Annotated in this window: 15 protein-coding genes; 3 read left to right on the forward strand and 12 right to left on the reverse strand. The window is 61.4% G+C overall.

The genetic code is table 11. The annotated features are described in order from the left end of the window. Positions 1-46: 46 nt before the first annotated feature. The 7 genes from nqrF to PP263_RS06545 form a co-directional block, all read right to left on the reverse strand. Positions 47-1,270 (reverse strand): NADH:ubiquinone reductase (Na(+)-transporting) subunit F, encoded by a 1,224-nt coding sequence (nqrF, locus tag PP263_RS06515; RefSeq protein ID WP_308367560.1) that lies wholly within the window; start codon positions 1,268-1,270, stop codon positions 47-49. A gap of 18 nt (positions 1,271-1,288) precedes the next feature. Next, a complete protein-coding gene (gene nqrE, locus PP263_RS06520) occupies positions 1,289-1,897 on the reverse strand; it encodes an NADH:ubiquinone reductase (Na(+)-transporting) subunit E (protein ID WP_308367561.1) in 609 nt (202 codons plus the stop codon). Between the two features lie 3 nt (positions 1,898-1,900). Next, the gene (locus PP263_RS06525; protein WP_308367562.1) at positions 1,901-2,572 is read right to left on the reverse strand and encodes an NADH:ubiquinone reductase (Na(+)-transporting) subunit D; all 672 of its coding nucleotides are present in this window, start codon (positions 2,570-2,572) and stop codon (positions 1,901-1,903) included. A gap of 3 nt (positions 2,573-2,575) precedes the next feature. Next, complete coding sequence (locus tag PP263_RS06530) at positions 2,576-3,358, reverse strand: Na(+)-translocating NADH-quinone reductase subunit C (RefSeq protein WP_308367563.1); 783 nt, start codon at positions 3,356-3,358, stop codon at positions 2,576-2,578. After that, the gene (locus tag PP263_RS06535; protein ID WP_308367564.1) at positions 3,351-4,562 is read right to left on the reverse strand and encodes an NADH:ubiquinone reductase (Na(+)-transporting) subunit B; all 1,212 of its coding nucleotides are present in this window, start codon (positions 4,560-4,562) and stop codon (positions 3,351-3,353) included. The genes PP263_RS06530 and PP263_RS06535 overlap by 8 nt, the downstream gene beginning before the upstream one ends. Positions 4,563-4,564: 2 nt before the next feature. Then, complete coding sequence (locus tag PP263_RS06540; protein ID WP_308367565.1) at positions 4,565-5,905, reverse strand: Na(+)-translocating NADH-quinone reductase subunit A; 1,341 nt, start codon at positions 5,903-5,905, stop codon at positions 4,565-4,567. A gap of 484 nt (positions 5,906-6,389) precedes the next feature. Further along, entirely contained in the window at positions 6,390-7,853 is a 1,464-nt protein-coding gene (locus tag PP263_RS06545; protein WP_308368575.1) for a glyceraldehyde-3-phosphate dehydrogenase, read from the reverse strand. Between the two features lie 243 nt (positions 7,854-8,096). Here PP263_RS06545 and mfd point away from each other — a divergent pair, with 243 nt between their 5' ends. From mfd to PP263_RS06560, 3 genes are all read left to right on the forward strand, one after another. After that, positions 8,097-11,594, forward strand: a complete 3,498-nt coding sequence (gene mfd, locus PP263_RS06550) for a transcription-repair coupling factor (RefSeq protein ID WP_308367567.1) — start codon at positions 8,097-8,099, stop codon at positions 11,592-11,594. Positions 11,595-11,670: 76 nt separating this feature from the next. Beyond that, entirely contained in the window at positions 11,671-12,378 is a 708-nt protein-coding gene (locus tag PP263_RS06555) for a CsiV family protein (RefSeq protein ID WP_308367568.1), read from the forward strand. 95 nt (positions 12,379-12,473) lie between these two features. Next, positions 12,474-13,712: a DUF819 family protein gene (locus tag PP263_RS06560; protein ID WP_308367569.1), complete on the forward strand. Its 1,239-nt coding sequence runs from the start codon at positions 12,474-12,476 to the stop codon at positions 13,710-13,712. A 156-nt stretch (positions 13,713-13,868) separates the two neighbouring features. Here PP263_RS06560 and PP263_RS06565 read toward each other — a convergent pair whose 3' ends face one another. The 5 genes from PP263_RS06565 to nagZ all read right to left on the reverse strand — a co-directional run bounded on the left by PP263_RS06565 (position 13,869) and on the right by nagZ (position 18,529). After that, on the reverse strand, positions 13,869-14,084 hold the full coding sequence (locus tag PP263_RS06565; protein WP_183459825.1) for a cold-shock protein: 216 nt from the start codon (positions 14,082-14,084) through the stop codon (positions 13,869-13,871). A gap of 284 nt (positions 14,085-14,368) precedes the next feature. Continuing rightward, on the reverse strand, positions 14,369-15,460 hold the full coding sequence (locus PP263_RS06570; protein ID WP_374693701.1) for a mechanosensitive ion channel family protein: 1,092 nt from the start codon (positions 15,458-15,460) through the stop codon (positions 14,369-14,371). Continuing rightward, positions 15,448-15,600, reverse strand: coding sequence for a glycoside hydrolase family 3 N-terminal domain-containing protein (locus tag PP263_RS06575; RefSeq protein ID WP_308367570.1), 153 nt, complete (start codon positions 15,598-15,600; stop codon positions 15,448-15,450). Before PP263_RS06575 ends, PP263_RS06570 begins: the two co-directional genes overlap by 13 nt. A 55-nt stretch (positions 15,601-15,655) precedes the next feature. Continuing rightward, entirely contained in the window at positions 15,656-17,455 is a 1,800-nt protein-coding gene (locus PP263_RS06580) for an SLC13 family permease (RefSeq protein WP_308367571.1), read from the reverse strand. 66 nt (positions 17,456-17,521) lie between these two features. After that, positions 17,522-18,529 (reverse strand): beta-N-acetylhexosaminidase, encoded by a 1,008-nt coding sequence (nagZ, locus tag PP263_RS06585; RefSeq protein WP_308367572.1) that lies wholly within the window; start codon positions 18,527-18,529, stop codon positions 17,522-17,524. Positions 18,530-18,706 lie beyond the last annotated feature (177 nt).

Consider the following 18,706-nt stretch of genomic DNA (forward strand, 5'->3'; position numbering starts at 1 on the left):
GACCCTGTTTTTGCATTTTTATAATTAAATTGCGTCAGCAATTTAATTACCCTCCGAAGTCATCGAGCAGGATATTGTCGTCCTCGACGCCCAGCTCCTTGAGCATATTGATCACTGCGGCGTTCATCATGGGCGGCCCGCACATGTAGTATTCGCAGTCCTCCGGCGCCGGATGATCCCTGAGATAGTTCTCGTAGACCACGTTGTGGATAAAGCCGGTAAAGCCGCTCCAGTTGTCCTCCGGTTGCGGGTCGGACAGGGCCACGTGCCACTGGAAGTTGTCGAATTCCGCCTGCAGGCCGTTGTAGTCGTCCTCGTAGAACATCTCGCGCAGGGAGCGGGCACCGTACCAGAAGCTGATCTTGCGCTTGCTGTTGAGGCGCTTGAGCTGGTCGAAGATATGCGAGCGCATCGGTGCCATGCCGGCGCCGCCGCCGATAAATACCATTTCCGCGTCGGTTTCCTTGGCGAAAAACTCGCCGAAGGGGCCGTATACACGGATCTTGTCACCGGGCTTGAGGCTGAATACGTAGGAGGACATCTGTCCCGGCGGCACACCTTCGGTGCGCGGCGGCGGGGTCGCGATGCGGATGTTGAACTTCACCACACCCTTTTCTTCCGGGTAGTTGGCCATGGAATAGGCCCGCACCACCGGCTCGGTGACCTTGGATTCCAGGTTGAAGAAACCGAAGTGCTCCCAGTCGCCACGGTACTCTTTCTCGATATCAAAATCGGAGAATTTCACGTGATGGGGTGGTGCTTCCAACTGCACGTAACCACCCGCGCGGAAATCGACGTTCTCGCCTTCCGGCAGCTTCAGGGTCAACTCTTTGATGAAGGTGGCCACATTGGGGTTGGATTCCACAGTGCATTCCCACTGCTTCACACCGAACACCTCTTCGGGCACCTCGATTTCCATGTCCTGTTTGACCGCCACCTGGCAGGAGAGGCGCTTGCCCTCCTTCGCGTCCCGCGGGGTGAAATGCGCGGCTTCCGTAGGCAGCATATCGCCGCCCCCGGAAGTTACTTTACACACGCACTGGGCGCAGCTGCCGCCACCGCCGCAGGCGGAGGCCAGGAACAGGTTGTTGGCCGCCAGGGTCTGCAGCAGCTTGCCGCCGGCGGGCACGGTGAGGGTTTTCTCACCGTTGACCAGGATGTTGACGTTGCCGGTGTTTACCAGGCGCGAGCGGGCGGCGAGGATCACCGCCACCAAAGCCAGCACGATGACGGTAAACATGGCTACGCCGAGGATAATTTCAATATTCATGCTATTGCGCTCCCCCGCTTAGATATCGATACCGCCGAAAGACATGAAGCCCAGTGACATCAGCCCCACGGTAATGAAGGTGATACCCAGGCCCTTGAGGCCTTCGGGCACGTCACTGTATTTCATCCGCTCGCGAATACCGGCCAGTGCGGTAATCGCCAGCGCCCAGCCGAGACCGGCGCCGAAGCCGTAGGCCACACTCTCACCAAAGTTGTATTCCCGCTCCACCATGAACAGGGATGCACCCATGATGGCGCAGTTCACAGTGATCAGTGGCAGGAATACGCCCAGGGCGTTGTAGAGCGCGGGGACGTATTTATCCAGGAACATCTCCAGGATCTGCACTAATGCGGCGATTACGCCGATATAGGAAAGCAGCCCGAGGAAGCTCAAGTCCACATCAGGGAAACCGGCCCAGGCCAGCGCGCCGTCTTTGAGTAGGTAGGTGTAAATCAGGTTGTTGACCGGCACGGTCAGAGTCAACACCACGATCACCGCTACGCCCAGGCCCACAGCCGCCTCGATTTTCTTGGACACGGCCAGGAAGGTACACATACCGAGAAAGAAGGCCAGCGCCATGTTTTCGACGAAAACGGCGCGAATAACCAGCGAAATTAAATGTTCCACGAATCAGGCCTCCTGCGCTTGCGGCTGTAGAGGTTGAGAGTTGGGCGCAATCTTGAACTCCACCTCTTCCACCTGCTTGGGTTTCCAGGTGCGCAGCCCCCAGATAATCAGGCCGATCAGGAAGAAGGCGCTGGGCGGCAGCAGCAGCAGACCGTTGGGCTGGTACCAGCCACCGTTGCTGACGGTGGGCAGTATCTCGAAGCCAAACAGTTTGCCGGCGCCGAGCAGCTCGCGGATGGTGGCCAGGACGATCAGCATGGCGCTGTAGCCCAGGCCGTTGCCGATGCCGTCGAAAAAGCTCTCCATCGGACCGTGCTTCATGGCGAAGGCTTCCGCACGACCCATCACGATACAGTTGGTGATGATCAGGCCAACGAATACCGACAGCTGCTTGGAGATATCATAGGCCACCGCCTTGATGATCTGGTCCACCACGATTACCAGGGAGGCAATCAGGGTCATCTGTACGATGATGCGGATGCTGTTGGGGATCTGGTTGCGCACCGAGGAGACCGCCAGGTTGGAAAATGCGGTCACCAGGGTGAGTGCGATACACATTACCAGCGTCACCTTGAGCGAGCTGGTTACCGCCAGTGCAGAGCAGATACCCAGGATCTGCAGCGCGATGGGGTTGTTGTTGAAAATGGGCTCGAGCAGAGTATCTCTCAGTTTCATTTGCTACGCCTCCCCTGCTTTCAGGTTTTTCAGGAAGGGGCCAAAGCCCTCGTTGCCCAACCAGAAATGCAGCAGGTTGTCCACACCGTTGCTGGTCAGGGTGGCACCGGACAGGCCGTCCACCTGGTATTCGGCTTTCGCGCTGGCGGGGTTGACGGCACCCTTGATCACGTCGATGGCCACATTGCCCTCGGGTCCGTAGATCTTCTTGCCCAGCCACAACGCCTTCCAATTGGGATTGTCCACTTCACCGCCGAGCCCGGGGGTCTCTTTCTGTTCGTAGAAACCCAGGCCCGCCACAGTGTTGAGATCGCTCTCCAGCGCCACGAAGCCGTAGAGGGTACCCCAGAGGCCGTAGCCGCGCACCGGCAGAATAACCTTCTGCAGTTCGCCGTTCTTCTCCACCAGGTAAACCTCCTTGATGTTTTCCCGGCGGATAATCTTGGCGATATCCTCCTCCGGCGGAAGCTTTTCGCTGGCGGCCGGGATCTTGGCTGCGGCGCGACCGCTGCCACCGGCCGGTTTTTCGTCGGTGAACTTACCGGTATCCAGGTCCACATACCTGACGGTCACGGACTCGAAAGCCTTCTCCACCTCGGCCTTGCCGGCCCCCGTGTCCCCGATCAGGCCGCCGGCCATCAACACGTTGCGCTTCATATCCAGCGCGATATTGGCCTGCTGTGCAGGCCTGAGCAACACCGCCGCAGTGGAAACCACCACCGAGCAGACGATACACAGCACCAGGGCGACCTGGATGGTGCCCTTGACAGAGTCTTTATTAGCCACGTGCCAACCTCCGTTTGATATGGGACTGCACCACAAAGTGGTCAAACAGCGGCGCGAACAGGTTGGCGAACAGGATCGCCAGCATCATGCCTTCCGGGAAGGCCGGGTTCACCACGCGAATCAGTACGCACATCACCCCGATCAGGATGCCGTACCACCAGCGGCCGGCATCGGTCATGGCGGCGGATACCGGGTCGGTGGTCATAAAGATCAAGCCGAAGGCGAAGCCGCCCACCACCAGGTGCCAGTACCAGGGCACGCTGAACATCGGGTTGGTGTCGGAGCCGATAAAGTTGAACAGGGTCGCGGTGGCCATCATGCCCAGCAGGGTGCCGGCGACGATGCGCCAGCTGGCGATCTTCATAAACAGCAGGATGACACCGGCGATCAGGATCGCCAGGGTGGAGGTCTCACCGATGGAGCCCTGCATGGTGCCGAAGAAGGCGTCCATCCAGGTCAGCTGTCCACCGGGCACGCCCACGGCGCCGTTCTGAACGCCTTCGCTGGCCATCACCGACAGTGCGGTGGCGCCGGTGTAGCCATCCACCGCGGTCCACACCGCGTCGCCGGACATGGACGCCGGATAGGCGAAGAACAGGAAGGCGCGGCCGGTCAGCGCGGGGTTGAGGAAGTTCTTGCCGGTACCGCCAAACACTTCCTTGCCGATCACCACGCCGAAGCTGATGCCCATGGCCACCATCCACAGCGGCAGGTCCGGGGGGCAGGCCAGCGCGAACAGGATGGAGGTGACGAAGAAGCCCTCGTTCACCTCGTGGCCGCGCACAGCGGCAAAGAGCACTTCCCAGATACCGCCGACGATAAAGGTCACGGCGTAGATGGGCAGGAAGTACATGGCCCCGTACACCAGGTTGTCCCACAGACTGTCGGGGTTGTAGCCGGCCAGAGCACCAATGATCGCGTGGCGCCAACCGGAAAGCTCCGGATTGGCCATGCCTTCGATAATGGTGTTGGCCTGGAAGCCCAGGTTCCACATGCCGTAGAACATGGGGATCATGGCGCAGGCCCAGACGGTGATCATGATCCGCTTGAGATCGATACCGTCGCGCACGTGGGCGGTGGTTTTGGTGGTGTCCGCCGGCTGGAACAGGCCGGTGTCCACCGCCTCGTAGAGGGCATACCACTTTTCAAATCTGCCGCCCTTGTGGAACTGCGGCTCGATGGAATCGAGAAATTTGCGCAACATCCTTAACCCTCCTTCTCAATACGGGTCAGGTTGTCCCGCAAAATGGGGCCGTATTCGTACTTGCCCGGGCACACGAAGGTGCACAGTGCCAGGTCTTCTTCGTCCAGCTCCAGCGCGCCCAGCTGCTGGGCGGCGTGGGTATCGCCGACGATCAGCGCGCGCAGCAGCTGGGTCGGCAGGATATCCAGGGGCACCACGCGCTCGTAGGTGCCGATGGGCATCAGTGCGCGTTCGGAACCGTTGGTGCTGGTGGTGAAGGAGAACTTCCTGTTTTTGAACAGGCGGGAGAAGTAGATGGGCAGTATCGAATAACGCTTGGTGCCGGCGCGCATATAGTGCAGGAACGGGCGTTCGCGGCCCTCCTGCAGCACGGTCACCTGGTTGTGGTAGCGGCCCAGGTAGCCGAGGGGGCCCTGGGCGGTGCGGCCGCCAAATACGGAGCCGGAGACGATACGGTTGTCGTCCCCCTCGATCTCGCCGACAGTCAGTTCGTCCAGGCAGGCGCCCAGGCGGGTGCGCAGCAGGCGGGGATCCTTCACCCGCGGGCCGCCCAGGGCGACGACACGGTCGGTATACAGCCGGCCGGTGGCGAACAACTCCCCAACCGCAATCACGTCCTGGTAGTTGACCGCAAACACGCTGCGGCCGGGTTTGACCGGCTTGAGGAAGTGGATATGAGTACCGGAAAGGCCCGCAGGGTGCGGGCCAGAGAAGGTTTCGTGGCGGATATTGGCCGCCTCGGGTACCGGGATATCCGCCTTCGGCGCGGTGCACACATAGGTGGTGTCCGCCAGGCGGGAGAGGATTTGCACCCCCCGGGTGAAGGCGTCGCGCTGCTCGGCGATCACCACTGCCGGGTCCGCGGCCAGCGGATTGGTGTCCATGGCGTTGATGAAGATGGCCTCGGGCTCGGCGTCCAGGGCCGGCACCTTGCTGAACGGGCGGGTGCGCAGCGCGGTCCACAGGCCGGACTCCACCAGGTTCTGCCGCACCTGCTCGGCGCTCAGGGTGGCGAGTTGATCGGCGCTGTAGCTGGCGAACTGCTCAGCCTCGTCGCCGTCGATCTCGATCACAACCGATTGCAGTACGCGACGGGCGCCGCGCTCAATGGCTTTGACACGCCCCGCGGCCGGCGCGGTGTAGCGCACGCCCTCGGTTTTCTTGTCGGTAAACAGCAGCTGTCCGAGTTTGACGCTATCCCCCTCCGCCACCGCCATGGTCGGCTTCATCCCGTGGTAATCGGGGCCGAGCACAGCGACGGTTTTGAGCGCAGGACCATCGTGAATGACCTGCTCGGGCGCGCCGGATATGGGTAAATCCAATCCCCGACGGATCTTTCTCATACGCCTATGCCTAAGTTTCTAGTTTAAAAATTGTGCAGGAATTCTTGTGCTGCGAGGGCTTAAGCCGTTTGAACCCCGGGTCGGGTGAGGAGAGAACTTCTCGGCGCACGGCGGCCCCGCCAAAATCGCGCGCATTATATAGACGGGCCCGGGGGTTTACCAGAGTAGGAGTGGCCGAATCGGCCGGGCGGAAGGAAATTTTTGCTGGAAAAACAGGGAGATAAGGGAAATGCGGAATGATGAATGCGGAATGCGGACAAATCGGCAGGACAGCCGATTTACACAGCCGAAGGGCTGCCCCGTCAGGGGTGAAGCACAGGGATGTGCTTCATGCATACGCGGCCTGCTTCAGTGCGATAGTGGGGTTCGTACCCGCGATCTGCCCCCGGTGCTCGTCGGCAGCCAGATCGCGGGCAAGATCCCGCTGCCGCACAGGTGCCCGGTCGCGTATTCCGCATTCATCATTCCGAATTCCGCATTCCCACTAGTCCCGCTCGGGAAACACCTTGTATTTGACCCCGGCCATATCCTCCAGGCAGCGCACCACCTGGCAGCTGTAGCCGAACTCGTTGTCGTACCAGCAGTAGAGCACCGCGTTGTCGCGGTCGACGATGGTGGCGATGGAATCGAACACACAGGCGCGGCGGGAGCCGACGAAATCGCAGGAGACCACTTCCGGCGAGTTGGTGTAATCGATCTGCTGGCGCAGCGGCGAGTGCAGGGCCACCCCGCGGATATAGTCGTTCAGCTCTTCCTTGTTGGTCTCCCGGCCCAGGCGCAGGTTGAGGATTGCCATGGATACATTGGGCGTGGGCACGCGGATGGCGTTGCCGGTCAGCCTGCCCTTCAACTCCGGCAGCGCCTTGGCCACGGCCTTGGCCGCACCCGTCTCGGTGAGCACCATGTTCAGCGCGGCCGCGCGGCCGCGGCGCTCGCCCTTGTGGTAGTTGTCGATCAGGTTCTGGTCGTTGGTGTAGGAGTGCACTGTCTCCACATGGCCGTGCTCCACGCCGAAGCCGTCCATCATCGCCTTGAGCACTGGCACAATGGCATTGGTGGTGCAGGAGGCCGCGGAAAGGATACGGTCCTCCGGCTGGATATCGCCGTGGTTGATGCCGTAGACAATGTTCTTGATATCACCTTTACCCGGCGCGGTGAGCAGCACCTTGGCCGCGCCCCTGCTCTCCAGGTGCTGGCTGAGTCCGGCTTCGTCGCGCCATACGCCGGTGCTGTCGACGACGATGGCATCGCGGATACCGTACTGGGTGTAGTCCACCTCCTGCGGGGATTTGGCGTAGATCATCTTGATCTCATTGCCGTTGCAGATCAGCGAGCTGGTGTCCTCGTCGACGCGGATGGTGCCCTTGAAGGCGCCGTGCACCGAATCGCGGCGCAGCAGCGAGGCGCGCTTGACCAGGTCGTTGTCCGCGTTGCCCTTGCGCAGCACGATGGCGCGAAGACGCAGCACGTCGCCGCTGCCGGCCTTCTCGATCAGCAGGCGCGCCACCAGGCGGCCGATGCGGCCGAAACCGTAGATCACCACATCCTGAGCCTGCGGCAGCGGCTTGCCGGCGCCCTCGGCATCCGCCAACTCCCCGCGGACGAACTCGTCCACAGACAGGCCGCGATCGTCGAGCATGTATTTGTTGGTCAGGGTGCCCAGGTCGATATGCACCGGCCCCAGGTCCAGTTTGCAGATGGCCTCCAGCACCGGGAAGGTCTCCCACTCCGAGAGTTCGTTCTCTTCCACCTGCCGCACAAAACGGTGCGCCTTCATGATGCTCAGCACGGAGCGATTGACCAGGTTGCGGCCGTACATATACATACCGACGTTGCGCTCGCGATTGAGTTTGCCAATCATCGGGATCATGGATTCGGCCAGCGCTTCGCGCTCTTTCCAGTCCTTGAAAAAGTCCGCGGGCTTGGGTCGCTTCTGGGTCACTGTCAGACACCTCTGCTTGTGTTTGGTAGGCGGGAAACCGCGGCTGCCAGACGGGCTGGAGACCGCGTGGCTGCGCATTATCAGCATACACTCCAGGGGGCGCAACCGAGCAAAAAATCACCCGAAATCTGTAGTTTTACTACCGAAATTCAGGGCTGGAATCGGGGAATCCAACAGCTCCTGCAAGGGAAGATTTTCCCCGGTACAATAGCCTCCTTTTTTACCATCAGCTGTGTTGATAAATCCTCAATGACCCTAGCAGACCCCTTGTCCCCGCCCGGATTTCGCTCTTCCAGTGACCGCCAGTTCTGGGGGCAGCTGCACGGCGGAGCCGCCGCGCTGGCCATTCTAAACGCCGCGCGAAACAACCCCGCCCCAACCCTGCTGGTGGCCCGCGACAGCCTGGAAGCGCACCGGCTGGAAGCGCAGCTGAAATTTTTTAACAAAAATGTGCGGGGTGGCGAACTGGAGATTGCCCAGTTCCCGGACTGGGAAATACTGCCCTACGACACCTTCTCCCCTCACCAGGACATCATCTCCGACCGCCTGGCCACACTCTATCGCCTGCCGCGCATGGGGCGCGGTATTGTGATAGCCCCGGTGAGCACACTGATGCACCGGCTGCCGCCGCCGGAATATGTGGCCGGCAATGCGCTGCTGCTGCGCGAGGGCCAGCAGTTCGCCATCGACACCCAGCGCCGCCTGCTGGAGCAGGCTGGCTACCACTGCGTGGACACGGTCTACGAGCACGGCGAATTCGCCGTGCGCGGCGCGCTCATGGATATCTACCCCATGGGCAGCCGCCTGCCCTATCGCATCGATCTATTCGACGACGAAATCGAATCCCTGCGCACCTTCGACCCGGAGACCCAGCGCACCGTCGACAAGGTGGAGGAAATCCACCTGCTGCCCGCGCGGGAATTTCCCATGCACAAGGCGGCGCTGGCGGAGTTCCTGCAAAACTGGCACGGCGAGTTCGACAGCGATCCCAGCCTGGTATCCATATACCAGGACATCAGCGCCGGCATTGCGCCCGCGGGCATCGAGTACTATCTGCCACTGTTTTTCCCGGGCAAATGTGTCGGTTTATTCGATTACCTGCCGAAAAGCAGCGTCGCTTTTCTGCAGGGGGATATTCAGCCGGCGGTGGAAAATTTCTGGCGGGAGGTGGACAACCGCTACCAGAGCCGATGCGGCGACCTGAGCCGCCCGATCCTGAAACCCCGCCAAATCCTGCTGGAGGTGGCCGAGTTCAACGCTGCGCTCAAGTCCATGCCCCGGGCAATTTTTTCCGAAGAGACATTGCCGCAAGCCCAGGGCAACCACAATTTCGCCGCGGAAATCCCCCCGAAATTACCGGTGGATGGAAAATCGGAACAACCACTGGCGGCACTGGAAAGCCACCTGATGGAATATTCGGGCAGGGTGCTTTTTTGTGCGGAGAGCGACGGCCGGCGCGAGGCGCTGCTGGAATTGCTGAACGGCATCCGCCTGCAACCCGCCCAGTTCAAAAGCTGGAGCGAGTTTCTCGACAGCGGAGAAAATTTCGGAATCACCGTGGCGCCGCTGGACCAGGGGCTGGTGTTGAGCACACCTGCGATCAGCGTGATCGCCGAGCCGCAGCTGTTCGGCGAGCGGGTTTTACAGCAGCGCCGCCGCAAGAAGGCCAAGGACGATGCCGAAAACGTGGTGAAAAACCTGGCGGAACTGCGCATCGGCTCACCGGTGGTACATATCGATCACGGCGTGGGCCGCTACCAGGGTCTGCAGCACCTGGATATCGACGGTCAGCCCGCGGAATTCCTCACCCTGGAATATGCGGACCAGGCAAAGCTCTATGTCCCAGTGGCCAACCTGCACCTGATCAGCCGCTACTCCGGCGCCGACGAGGCCCTGGCACCGCAGCACAGGCTGGGCAGCGAACAGTGGCAGAAGGCCAAGCGCAGAGCCGCGGAGAAAGTGCGCGACGCCGCCGCCGAACTTCTGGATATCTACGCCCGCCGGGAAGCGCGCCGGGGTCATGCCTTCGCCGATCCCGGTCTCGCCTACCGCGAGTTCGCCGCCGGCTTTCCCTTTGAGGAGACCCCGGACCAGCAGCAGACCATCGAAGCGGTGGTGGCGGATATGCTGTCGGAAAAGCCTATGGACAGGCTCGTTTGCGGCGATGTGGGTTTCGGCAAGACCGAGGTGGCCATGCGCGCGGCATTTGTCGCCGCCCACGCCGGCAAGCAGGTGGCCATGCTGGTGCCCACCACCCTGCTCGCCCAGCAGCATTACCAGTCGTTCCAGGACCGCTTCGCCGACTGGCCGATGCAGATCGAGGTGATTTCGCGTTTTCGCGACCGCAAGGAGATCGACAACGTCAAAGACAAGGTTGCCAGCGGCAAAGTGGATATCCTGATCGGCACCCACAAACTGTTGCAGAGCGATCTGGACTTCAAGAACCTGGGCCTGCTGCTTATCGACGAGGAGCACCGCTTCGGCGTGCGCCAGAAGGAGCGGCTGAAAAGCCTGCGCGCCGAGGTGGACATCCTCACCCTCACCGCCACACCGATTCCGCGCACATTGAATATGGCCATGGCGGGCATTCGTGACCTGTCGGTGATTGCCACCCCGCCGGCTCGACGGCTGTCGGTCAAGACCTTTGTACGCGAGCGGGACGACGCACTGATAAAAGAAGCGGTCCTGCGGGAAATCCTGCGCGGCGGCCAGGTTTATTTCCTGCACAACGAAGTGAAGAGCATCGAGCGCATTGCCCGCGAGCTGGAGGAACTGATTCCCGAGGCGCGTATCGGTATCGGTCACGGACAGATGCGTGAGCGCGAGCTGGAACAGGTGATGGGCGACTTCTATCACAAACGTTTCAATCTGCTTGTATGCACCACCATTATCGAAACCGGCATCGACGTACCCAACGCCAACACCATCCTGATCGAGCGCGCCGACAAGTTCGGCCTGGCCCAGTTGCACCAGCTCCGCGGCCGTGTGGGCCGCTCCCACCACCAGGCCTACGCCTACCTGCTCACACCGAACAAGCGGGCGATGACCGCCGACGCGGTCAAACGCCTGGAGGCCATCAGCGAAGCCCAGGACCTGGGCGCCGGCTTTACCCTGGCCACCCACGACCTGGAGATCCGCGGCGCCGGCGAATTGCTGGGCGAGGAGCAGAGCGGACAGATTCAGAGCGTGGGCTTCAATCTCTATATGGAAATGCTCGACCATGCCGTAAAGGCGATTCGCGAGGGCCGCACGCCCAATATCGACGAGCCGCTGGAGTCACCAGCGGTGGAGGTGAACCTGCGGGTGCCGGCGCTGATCCCCGAGGACTATTTGCCGGACGTCCACGGCCGGCTGATGATGTACAAGCGCATCGCCAATGCGGCCGACCCCCGGGAGCTCCGGGAGCTCCAGGTGGAGATGATCGACCGCTTCGGCCTGTTGCCGGAGCCGGTCAAGCACCTGTTCCGCACCACCGAGATCAAGCTGCAGGCCAACAATATGGGCATCCGCAAGCTGGAGGCCTCCGCGGCACGGGGGCGCATCGAGTTCGCGGACAACACCCGGGTGGACCCGCTCACCCTGGTCAAGATGGTGCAGACCGAGCCCGGCCGCTACCAGCTCCAGGGCGCCAACCAGCTCAGTTTCACCCTGGATGAGGACGGGCCCGACCGACGGCTGCAACAGGTGGCTGGAGTGTTGGAGCGGCTCTCCGGGAATGCGGAATACGGAATGCGGAATGCGGAATAATGCGAACCGCAGAATATATGTTTATCATTCCGCATTCATCATTCCGCATTCAGCACTCAATAACAGCGGTACCACCATGACCAGAACTCTTCAACTGTGCACCGCCCTCCTCCTGGCCCTGGCCGCCGCCGGCGCCCAGGCCGCCAATTATGCCGGCACCACCTTTGAAATCGAGATGATCGTATTCAGCCGCCCCGGAGGCATGGAGCAGTCCCGCGAGACCTGGCCCGCGGCGCCGCAGCTGCAGTACCCGGACCGCTGGGTGGATTTCCAGACCGCCGACGGCGACGGCGCCACGGTACTCTCTCCCGCCGTCACACGGCTGGACAACAAAGTGGCCGCGCTGAATCGCGGCGGCAGCTATCGTGTGCTGTTTCACAAGGCCTGGCGCCAGGTATTGCAGCAAAAGCACAAGTCACCGGCGATCCTGATCGACGGCGGCGACAGCAGTGGCGACCACCGCCAACTGGAGGGCAGCGTGACCCTCAGTGTCTCCCGCTACCTGCACCTCTCCACCAACCTCTGGTTCAGCGATTTCGTCGGCGGGGAAATGACCACCGACGGCATCCCCCTGCCCTCCCGCCCCACACTGGCGAGCGAAGAGCCCGTGGACCTGATGACCGGCTCCCCCGATGCGCTTGTCGGTGTGCAACCGCTGTACGCCCAGAGGGTTGCGGTCCTGCAGGAGGAGCGCCGCCTGCGCAGTGGAGAACTTCACTACATCGATCACCCTCAGCTGGGCGTGTTGATCGAAGTGCGCACCGTGGACGGCACTGAAGAGTAATGAGCACAGCCAGTGGTTAGTGACCGGTATTTCCCACCCAACGCCAACCACTGGCCACTGATTTACCCACCAATCACCAACCACTGATACTAATAATGATTACCAACGACGCAATTATTCTCGGCATGTTGGCCGCGATTCTCGGCTTTGTGTTTTACACCGCCGGCAGTGAGCACCGATTCTGGAAGCGCTTTTACCGCTTCGTTCCCGCGCTGCTACTGTGCTACTTCCTGCCCTCGCTGCTCACCACTTTTGGCATTATCGACGCCGAGGGATCCCAACTTTATTTTGTGGCCTCCCGCTACCTGTTGCCGGCGAGTCTGGTGCTGCTGACACTCAGTATCGACCTCAAAGCCATTATCAATCTCGGCCCCAAAGCATTGATCCTTTTTCTTACCGGCACGCTGGGCATTGTGATCGGCGGCCCCATTGCGCTGCTGGTCATGTCCACTATTGATCCCGGGATGCTGAACGTCAGCGGCCCGGAAGCGGTCTGGCGCGGTATGACCACCGTTGCCGGCAGCTGGATCGGCGGCGGCGCCAATCAGACGGCAATGAAGGAGATCTTCGGTGTGGGCGACCAGATATTTTCCGCGATGGTGGCGGTAGATGTAATCGTCGCCAATATCTGGATGGCGGTACTGCTGTTCATGGCGGGCAATGCCAAACAGCTGGACGAGCGTCGCGGAGCCGATACCAGAGCGATCACTGTGCTGCGGGAAAAAGTGGAAACACTGCAGAAAAAGCACGCGCGGATTCCCTCGCTGCCGGACCTGATGCTGATCGCCGCAGTGGGTTTCGGTATCACCGCCATCGCCCACGCCGCTGCCGATCAGTTGGCACCCTGGTTCCAGGCCAATGCGCCGCAACTGGCACGCTTCAGCTTCACCAGCCAGTTTTTCTGGCTGATTGTTATCGCCACCACCCTGGGGGTCGCCATGGCCTTTTCACCGGCGAAAAAGCTCGAGGGTGCCGGCTCCTCCAAGGTGGGCTCGGTATTTATCTACTTTCTGGTGGCCACAATCGGTACCCATATGGATATCACCGCGCTTAAAGACAGCCCGGAACTGTTCGTGCTGGGGATTATCTGGATGGCGGTACACGCCGGGCTGATGCTGCTGGTGGCCAAACTGATCAAGGCCCCCACTTTCTTTATGGCGGTGGGCAGCCAGGCCAATGTGGGCGGGGCCGCATCCGCCCCGGTGGTGGCCGCGGCCTTCCACCCCTCGCTGGCGCCGGTGGGCGTACTGCTGGCGGTACTCGGCTATGCACTCGGCACCTACGCAGCCTGGTTCTGCGGCCAGCTGCTGCGGGTAGTGGCCGGCGGCGGTTGATCTGCATCAATACGCAGCCGGTGGCCACGATCAGTCGGAATTAAACCGCTATCGATACGGCCCCGGGAGCACTCCTGCATCCAGAGCTTATAAAAATCCAGCCAGCGGCGGCACCACTGGCTGGATTTTCAAAGAAGATTTTTCGGCGGGGAAGGTTTATTCGCGAGGAATCACGTCTTCCGCCAGCAGGCCTTTTTCACCCTGTTGCATTTCGAATTCCACCGCCTGGCCTTCGTTCAGGGTTTTGTAGCCCTCTCCGCGAATACTGCGATAGTGTACAAAGATATCTTCGGTTCCCTCACCACAGGTGATGAAGCCATAGCCTCGAGCATTGTTGAACCACTTCACGGTACCTGTAACGCGATCACTCATTAAGCCAACCTCATTATTGTTATTGCGTTTACCTCATGTCCAAAGGGGCAAACGCCACCCCATAATCAGCGGCTCTGCCGCTGTCCTGTACGCCCGCCGGATCGCTCCCGACGAACGTCCTCTGATTCTTAGATAAAATGACGCCAGTGTCCAGATTTCACTGTGAATTTAATCCCATGGATTGTGAGTTATGCGCAATATATCACCAAAACAATTCCGTCAAACCCCCTATAACTGACCAATTGTGCTTTTATGGATTTCTTCGCATTGGTCCGTCCGTTCCATTATGTGGTCGCCATTTCCGGTACCTCGGCAATATGCAGAGTGGAGGTCGGGAAAGCGCAGGAGGCCCCGTGCCCTTCGATAATCTGCAGGACCCGCAACAGGATATCCTGCTTGATTTCGTGATAGCGAATCCACTCGGTGGTTTTGGTGAAGGTGTAGATAAAGAAATCCAGCGACGAGGGGGCGAAACTGTTGAAATTGACAATCAGCGTCTGGTTGCCGTCGATCTCCGGATGTTGCTGCAGCATTTTTTTGACATCGTCGACAATAAACTTCATTCGGGGTGCATCCTCGTAGCGAATGCCGATGGTTTCATAGATGCGCCGGTTCAGCATGCGCGAGGGATTTTCCACCGCTATCTGGGTAAAAATACCATTGGGAATGTACAGTGGCCGCTTGTCGAAGGTGCGGATACGGGTCAACCGCCAACCGATATCCTCCACAGTGCCCTCGATTTCCTTATCGGGCGATCGCACCCAATCCCCCACTGCAAACGGCCGGTCGAGATAGACCATCAGGCCGCCGAAGAAATTGGCCAGCAGGTCCTTGGCCGCAAAGCCCACTGCCAGGCCGCCGATGCCGCCGAAGGCGAGCACGCCACTGACGCTGTAGCCGAGAAACTGCATGATCACTATCACCGCAGTGATCATGATGGAGGCGCGCACCAGCTTGCCCACCGCGCGCACAGTAGTGGCGTCCATGGGTTTGCTGATAAAGCGCGGGTCGCGCAGGTTGTACTCCACGTTGCGCGAGAAGCGCAGTGCAAACCAGGTGAATACCAGGATCAGGCCGATTTCCCGCAGCGGCGTGGCCACGGAAAAGATCTCTGCCCCGGTGGCGACCCCGGCCCGACTCGCGGCCAGGGTCAGGCCCAATAGCCACACCAGCACCATGCCGGGCGGGTTCAGCGCGCCCACGAGCGCGTCGTCCCAGGGATTGACCGTTTTTTCCGCGCGCCGGGCAAGGCGCTGCACGAAACCCGCCAGGAGCCAGGCGCTCAGCGCCGTGGCCAGGACAATAAGGAAAATCGCCACGATCCACAGGCGGTTGTCGCCGATCCAGGACAGCAGCATTGCTTTTATCGATTCCACTTACCTCTACCCCCGATAAATAAATTCCAATCCGTATTTTCGAAACCCATCTTGCCACGCAGGATATCCTGCAACCAGAAACGGGAGAAGCCCACCGGCCGCTCATCCACCCGGGCGAAGCGGATATGCGCCGGCATCACCGCATCCAGTTCGCCTGCGCGTGGGGACTGGTTGATCGCGATACCAATCCACTGGCTACGAAGCGGGCCAGAGCACCGGCGCGAGCACCGCCACCGCGATTCCGAGCAGCAAGGTCAGGGGGGTACCCACGCGCACGAAGTCGGCGAAGCGGTAGCCGCCGGGTTCGTACACCAACAGGTTTCCGTGATGGCCGATCGGAGTGAGAAACGCGACCACCGCGCCCATGGCCACACTGAAGACCATCGCGGGCGCCGAGATGTCGAGGAGCGCGGCCATGCCGAGCGCAATCGGTCCCAACAGGATAATCGTCGCGGCGTCGGACAGTATCTGCGTGAAGACCGATGCCGTCAGGAACAGGGCCAGCAACACCCACACCGTCGGCCAACTGCTCACCAGGCCCGACAGGCCGCCGGCGAAAAGTGCCGCGGTGCCGGTCTGCTCCATGGCGAGGCCGAGCGGGATCGCCCCGGCGATGAAGACGAAGATACGGACCTCCACCGCGCCGTAGGCTTGCTTCAACGTCAGGCATCCCGTGGCCACCATCGCCGCCGCGCCCGCCATAAAGGCGATGGTCACCGGCAGCAGCCCCGTTGTCGCGGCGATGACGCTCGCTGCCGTAATCGATACGGCAAGCCAACCCCTGCGGAGCTCGCGATCGCGCGCGGAGAACGGCAATAGCAACAGGAACGAGGGGCTGGCAGCCAGCCGGCTGAGCGCCCGCTGATCGCCCCACAGGACGAGCAGATCCCCACCCTTCAGTTGCACCTCCGACAACTCCTTGCGCAGGAAGCCGCGCTTGCGCCAAAGGCCGACGACAACCACGCCGTAGGAGGAGAGAAAGTCGACGCTGCGGATGCTGCGCCCGACCAGCTCTGAATCGGGCCCCACAACCGCCTGCACGAGACGTTCGCTGCCGAACAGACCCTTGCGCTTCTCGTCCGGAATGACCTCGCCATACTGCACGACGGGATACAGCGCGAGTCCATGCTGCTTCTCGAGCCGCGCAAGTTCGTCGGGGCTCGCGCGCACCAGCAACAGATCGCCTGGGGCAATCTGCTTGCGGCTCCAGGGACGTCTGCGCGATCGCCCGTTGCGCAGCCAGTCGACGACCTGAAAGCGCTCCTCGTGCTCATCGCGGAAGGCCCGCATGGTCTTGCCACTATGCGGCGAGTCCTCCAGAACAACTATTTCGGTGTAATAGTGCTCCAGTCTGAAACGGTCCTCTTCGGCGGTCGCGCCTTCACGGGTCGGCAGCAGCCAGCGGCCGAACAGAAGGATGTAGGTGGTCCCGATCAGCGTCAGTACGATTCCGATCGGCGCGATATCGAATATCCCGATGTCGTGCCGCCCGCCGCGCTCGAGGAGATCGCGCGCCACGAGAAAGGCCGGCGCAGCGATCACCGTAATGGTGGTTCCGAGCGATGCCGCGAAGGCCATCGGCATCATCAGCCGCGAGACCGGGATCTTCTTCGAGCGATTGAGTCCGAGGATGATCGGCAGCATCATCGCCGTGATCATCAGGTGATGACTGAAAGCCGACATCAGCGCGACCGATGGCATGATCACGAGCGTCGCCCGCGATACGTTCTCCCCGGACCACCGGCCGATCCAGCCGCCCAGCCTCTCCGTCAGGCCGGTGTGACTCAGGCCGCCGGAGAGCACAAACATGGACGCCAGCAATATCGCGGGTTCGCTCGAGAATCCGGACAGCGCCTCCGCGGGGGAGAGCAGTCCGGTAGCCGCCAGCGCGACGACGATAAAGACGCCAGTGAGATCGAGACGGATCCATTCCGTCACGAGCAGTACGAGCGCGGCGGCGAGAATGATCAGGAAGAGGAGTTGTTGCTGATCCATCGAGCCTCGGCCTTCATTGATGCCGCGCGAGGGTTTTCCACCGCGATCCGGGTGAAGCGGATAGCCCTATTCCATGCTCGAAGCCAGCCAGCTGCGTGTTTTCTGCCAGCGCTCGCTGGCCTCCAGCTCCGCCCAGGATTTTATCGCGGGTCTGCCGCGCATACGTTGCAGTCGGTCACTGGACTCGCGCACCGGTGAGAAACCGTCCAGGGCTTCGAGTATCTCCAGCGCGCCGGCGCGGTTGTTGCAGACCACACCCATGTCGCAGCCGGCGTCCAGGGCCGCGCGTATCCTGGCCCCGTAGCCACCGGCGGCACCGGCTCCCTCCATGGACAGGTCGTCGCTGAAGATGACTCCATCGAAGCCCAGTTGGCCGCGCAGCACCTGCTGCAGCCAGTAGCGGGAAAAGCCCACCGGCTGGCTGTCCACCTGCACGAAGCGGATATGGGCGGGCATGATCGCGTCCAGCTCCCCCGCGCCGATGCACTCGATAAAGGGCAGTGCATCCGAGGCCATTACCTCCTGTAGTGAGCGCTCGTCCTCCGGCAGTTCCTCGTGGCTGTCCTCGAGCACGTGGCCATGGCCGGGGAAGTGCTTGCCGGTGGTGGCCATACCGGCCTCGTGCATGCCGCGCATAAACGGCCGCACCCGCGCCGCCAACCTGGCCGGATCCGCGCAGAAGCTGCGATCGCCAACGATGCGGCAATGGTGGTCATCCGCGTCCAGCACCGGGGCGAAGCTGAAGTCCAGGCCCACCGCCAGCAGCTCCGACGCCAGCAACCAGCCCACATCCTCAAGCCGTTTCGCGTCGGCGCGGGCGGCCAGCGCCTGCATCGAGGGAAGCACGGTAAACTCCCCCTTGAATCGCTGTACCCGGCCGCCCTCCTGGTCCACCGCCAACAGCAGCTCCGAACGCTCCGATCGGATATCGGCCACCAGCGCCTCGATCTGCACCCGGTCGCGGAAGTTGCGCGCAAAAAAGATGAGCCCGCCCACCAGCGGATGCCGCAGCAGCCTGCGGTCCTCCGCAGTCAGCTCCTGGCCTTCAATATCGATCATTACCGGGCCGATCATGGGAACTCCTCTTCTCAATGCGGAATGCGGAATGATGAATGCGGAATACGCGGGCCTGCTTCGTGCCACGGAACCGCCACCGGCCGCGACCGAGCTCCACGGGCAACCCGAACAACTACGTCTCGCATCGGATATCCTTCATTCCGCATTGATGGGACACATCCCTGTGCCCCACCC

It is taken from the genome of Microbulbifer sp. TB1203, assembly GCF_030997045.1.
GTDB lineage: Bacteria > Pseudomonadota > Gammaproteobacteria > Pseudomonadales > Cellvibrionaceae > Microbulbifer.

Coding starts and splice junctions, on each gene's coding strand:
- nqrF (WP_308367560.1), bottom strand. CDS start 1,270: ATGAATATTGAAATTATCCTCGGCGTAGCCATGTTTACCGTCATCGTG.
- PP263_RS06525 (WP_308367562.1), bottom strand. CDS start 2,572: ATGAAACTGAGAGATACTCTGCTCGAGCCCATTTTCAACAACAACCCC.
- PP263_RS06535 (WP_308367564.1), bottom strand. CDS start 4,562: ATGTTGCGCAAATTTCTCGATTCCATCGAGCCGCAGTTCCACAAGGGC.
- PP263_RS06540 (WP_308367565.1), bottom strand. CDS start 5,905: ATGAGAAAGATCCGTCGGGGATTGGATTTACCCATATCCGGCGCGCCC.
- mfd (WP_308367567.1), top strand. CDS start 8,097: ATGACCCTAGCAGACCCCTTGTCCCCGCCCGGATTTCGCTCTTCCAGT.
- PP263_RS06555 (WP_308367568.1), top strand. CDS start 11,671: ATGACCAGAACTCTTCAACTGTGCACCGCCCTCCTCCTGGCCCTGGCC.
- PP263_RS06560 (WP_308367569.1), top strand. CDS start 12,474: ATGATTACCAACGACGCAATTATTCTCGGCATGTTGGCCGCGATTCTC.
- PP263_RS06565 (WP_183459825.1), bottom strand. CDS start 14,084: ATGAGTGATCGCGTTACAGGTACCGTGAAGTGGTTCAACAATGCTCGA.
- PP263_RS06580 (WP_308367571.1), bottom strand. CDS start 17,455: ATGGATCAGCAACAACTCCTCTTCCTGATCATTCTCGCCGCCGCGCTC.
- nagZ (WP_308367572.1), bottom strand. CDS start 18,529: ATGATCGGCCCGGTAATGATCGATATTGAAGGCCAGGAGCTGACTGCG.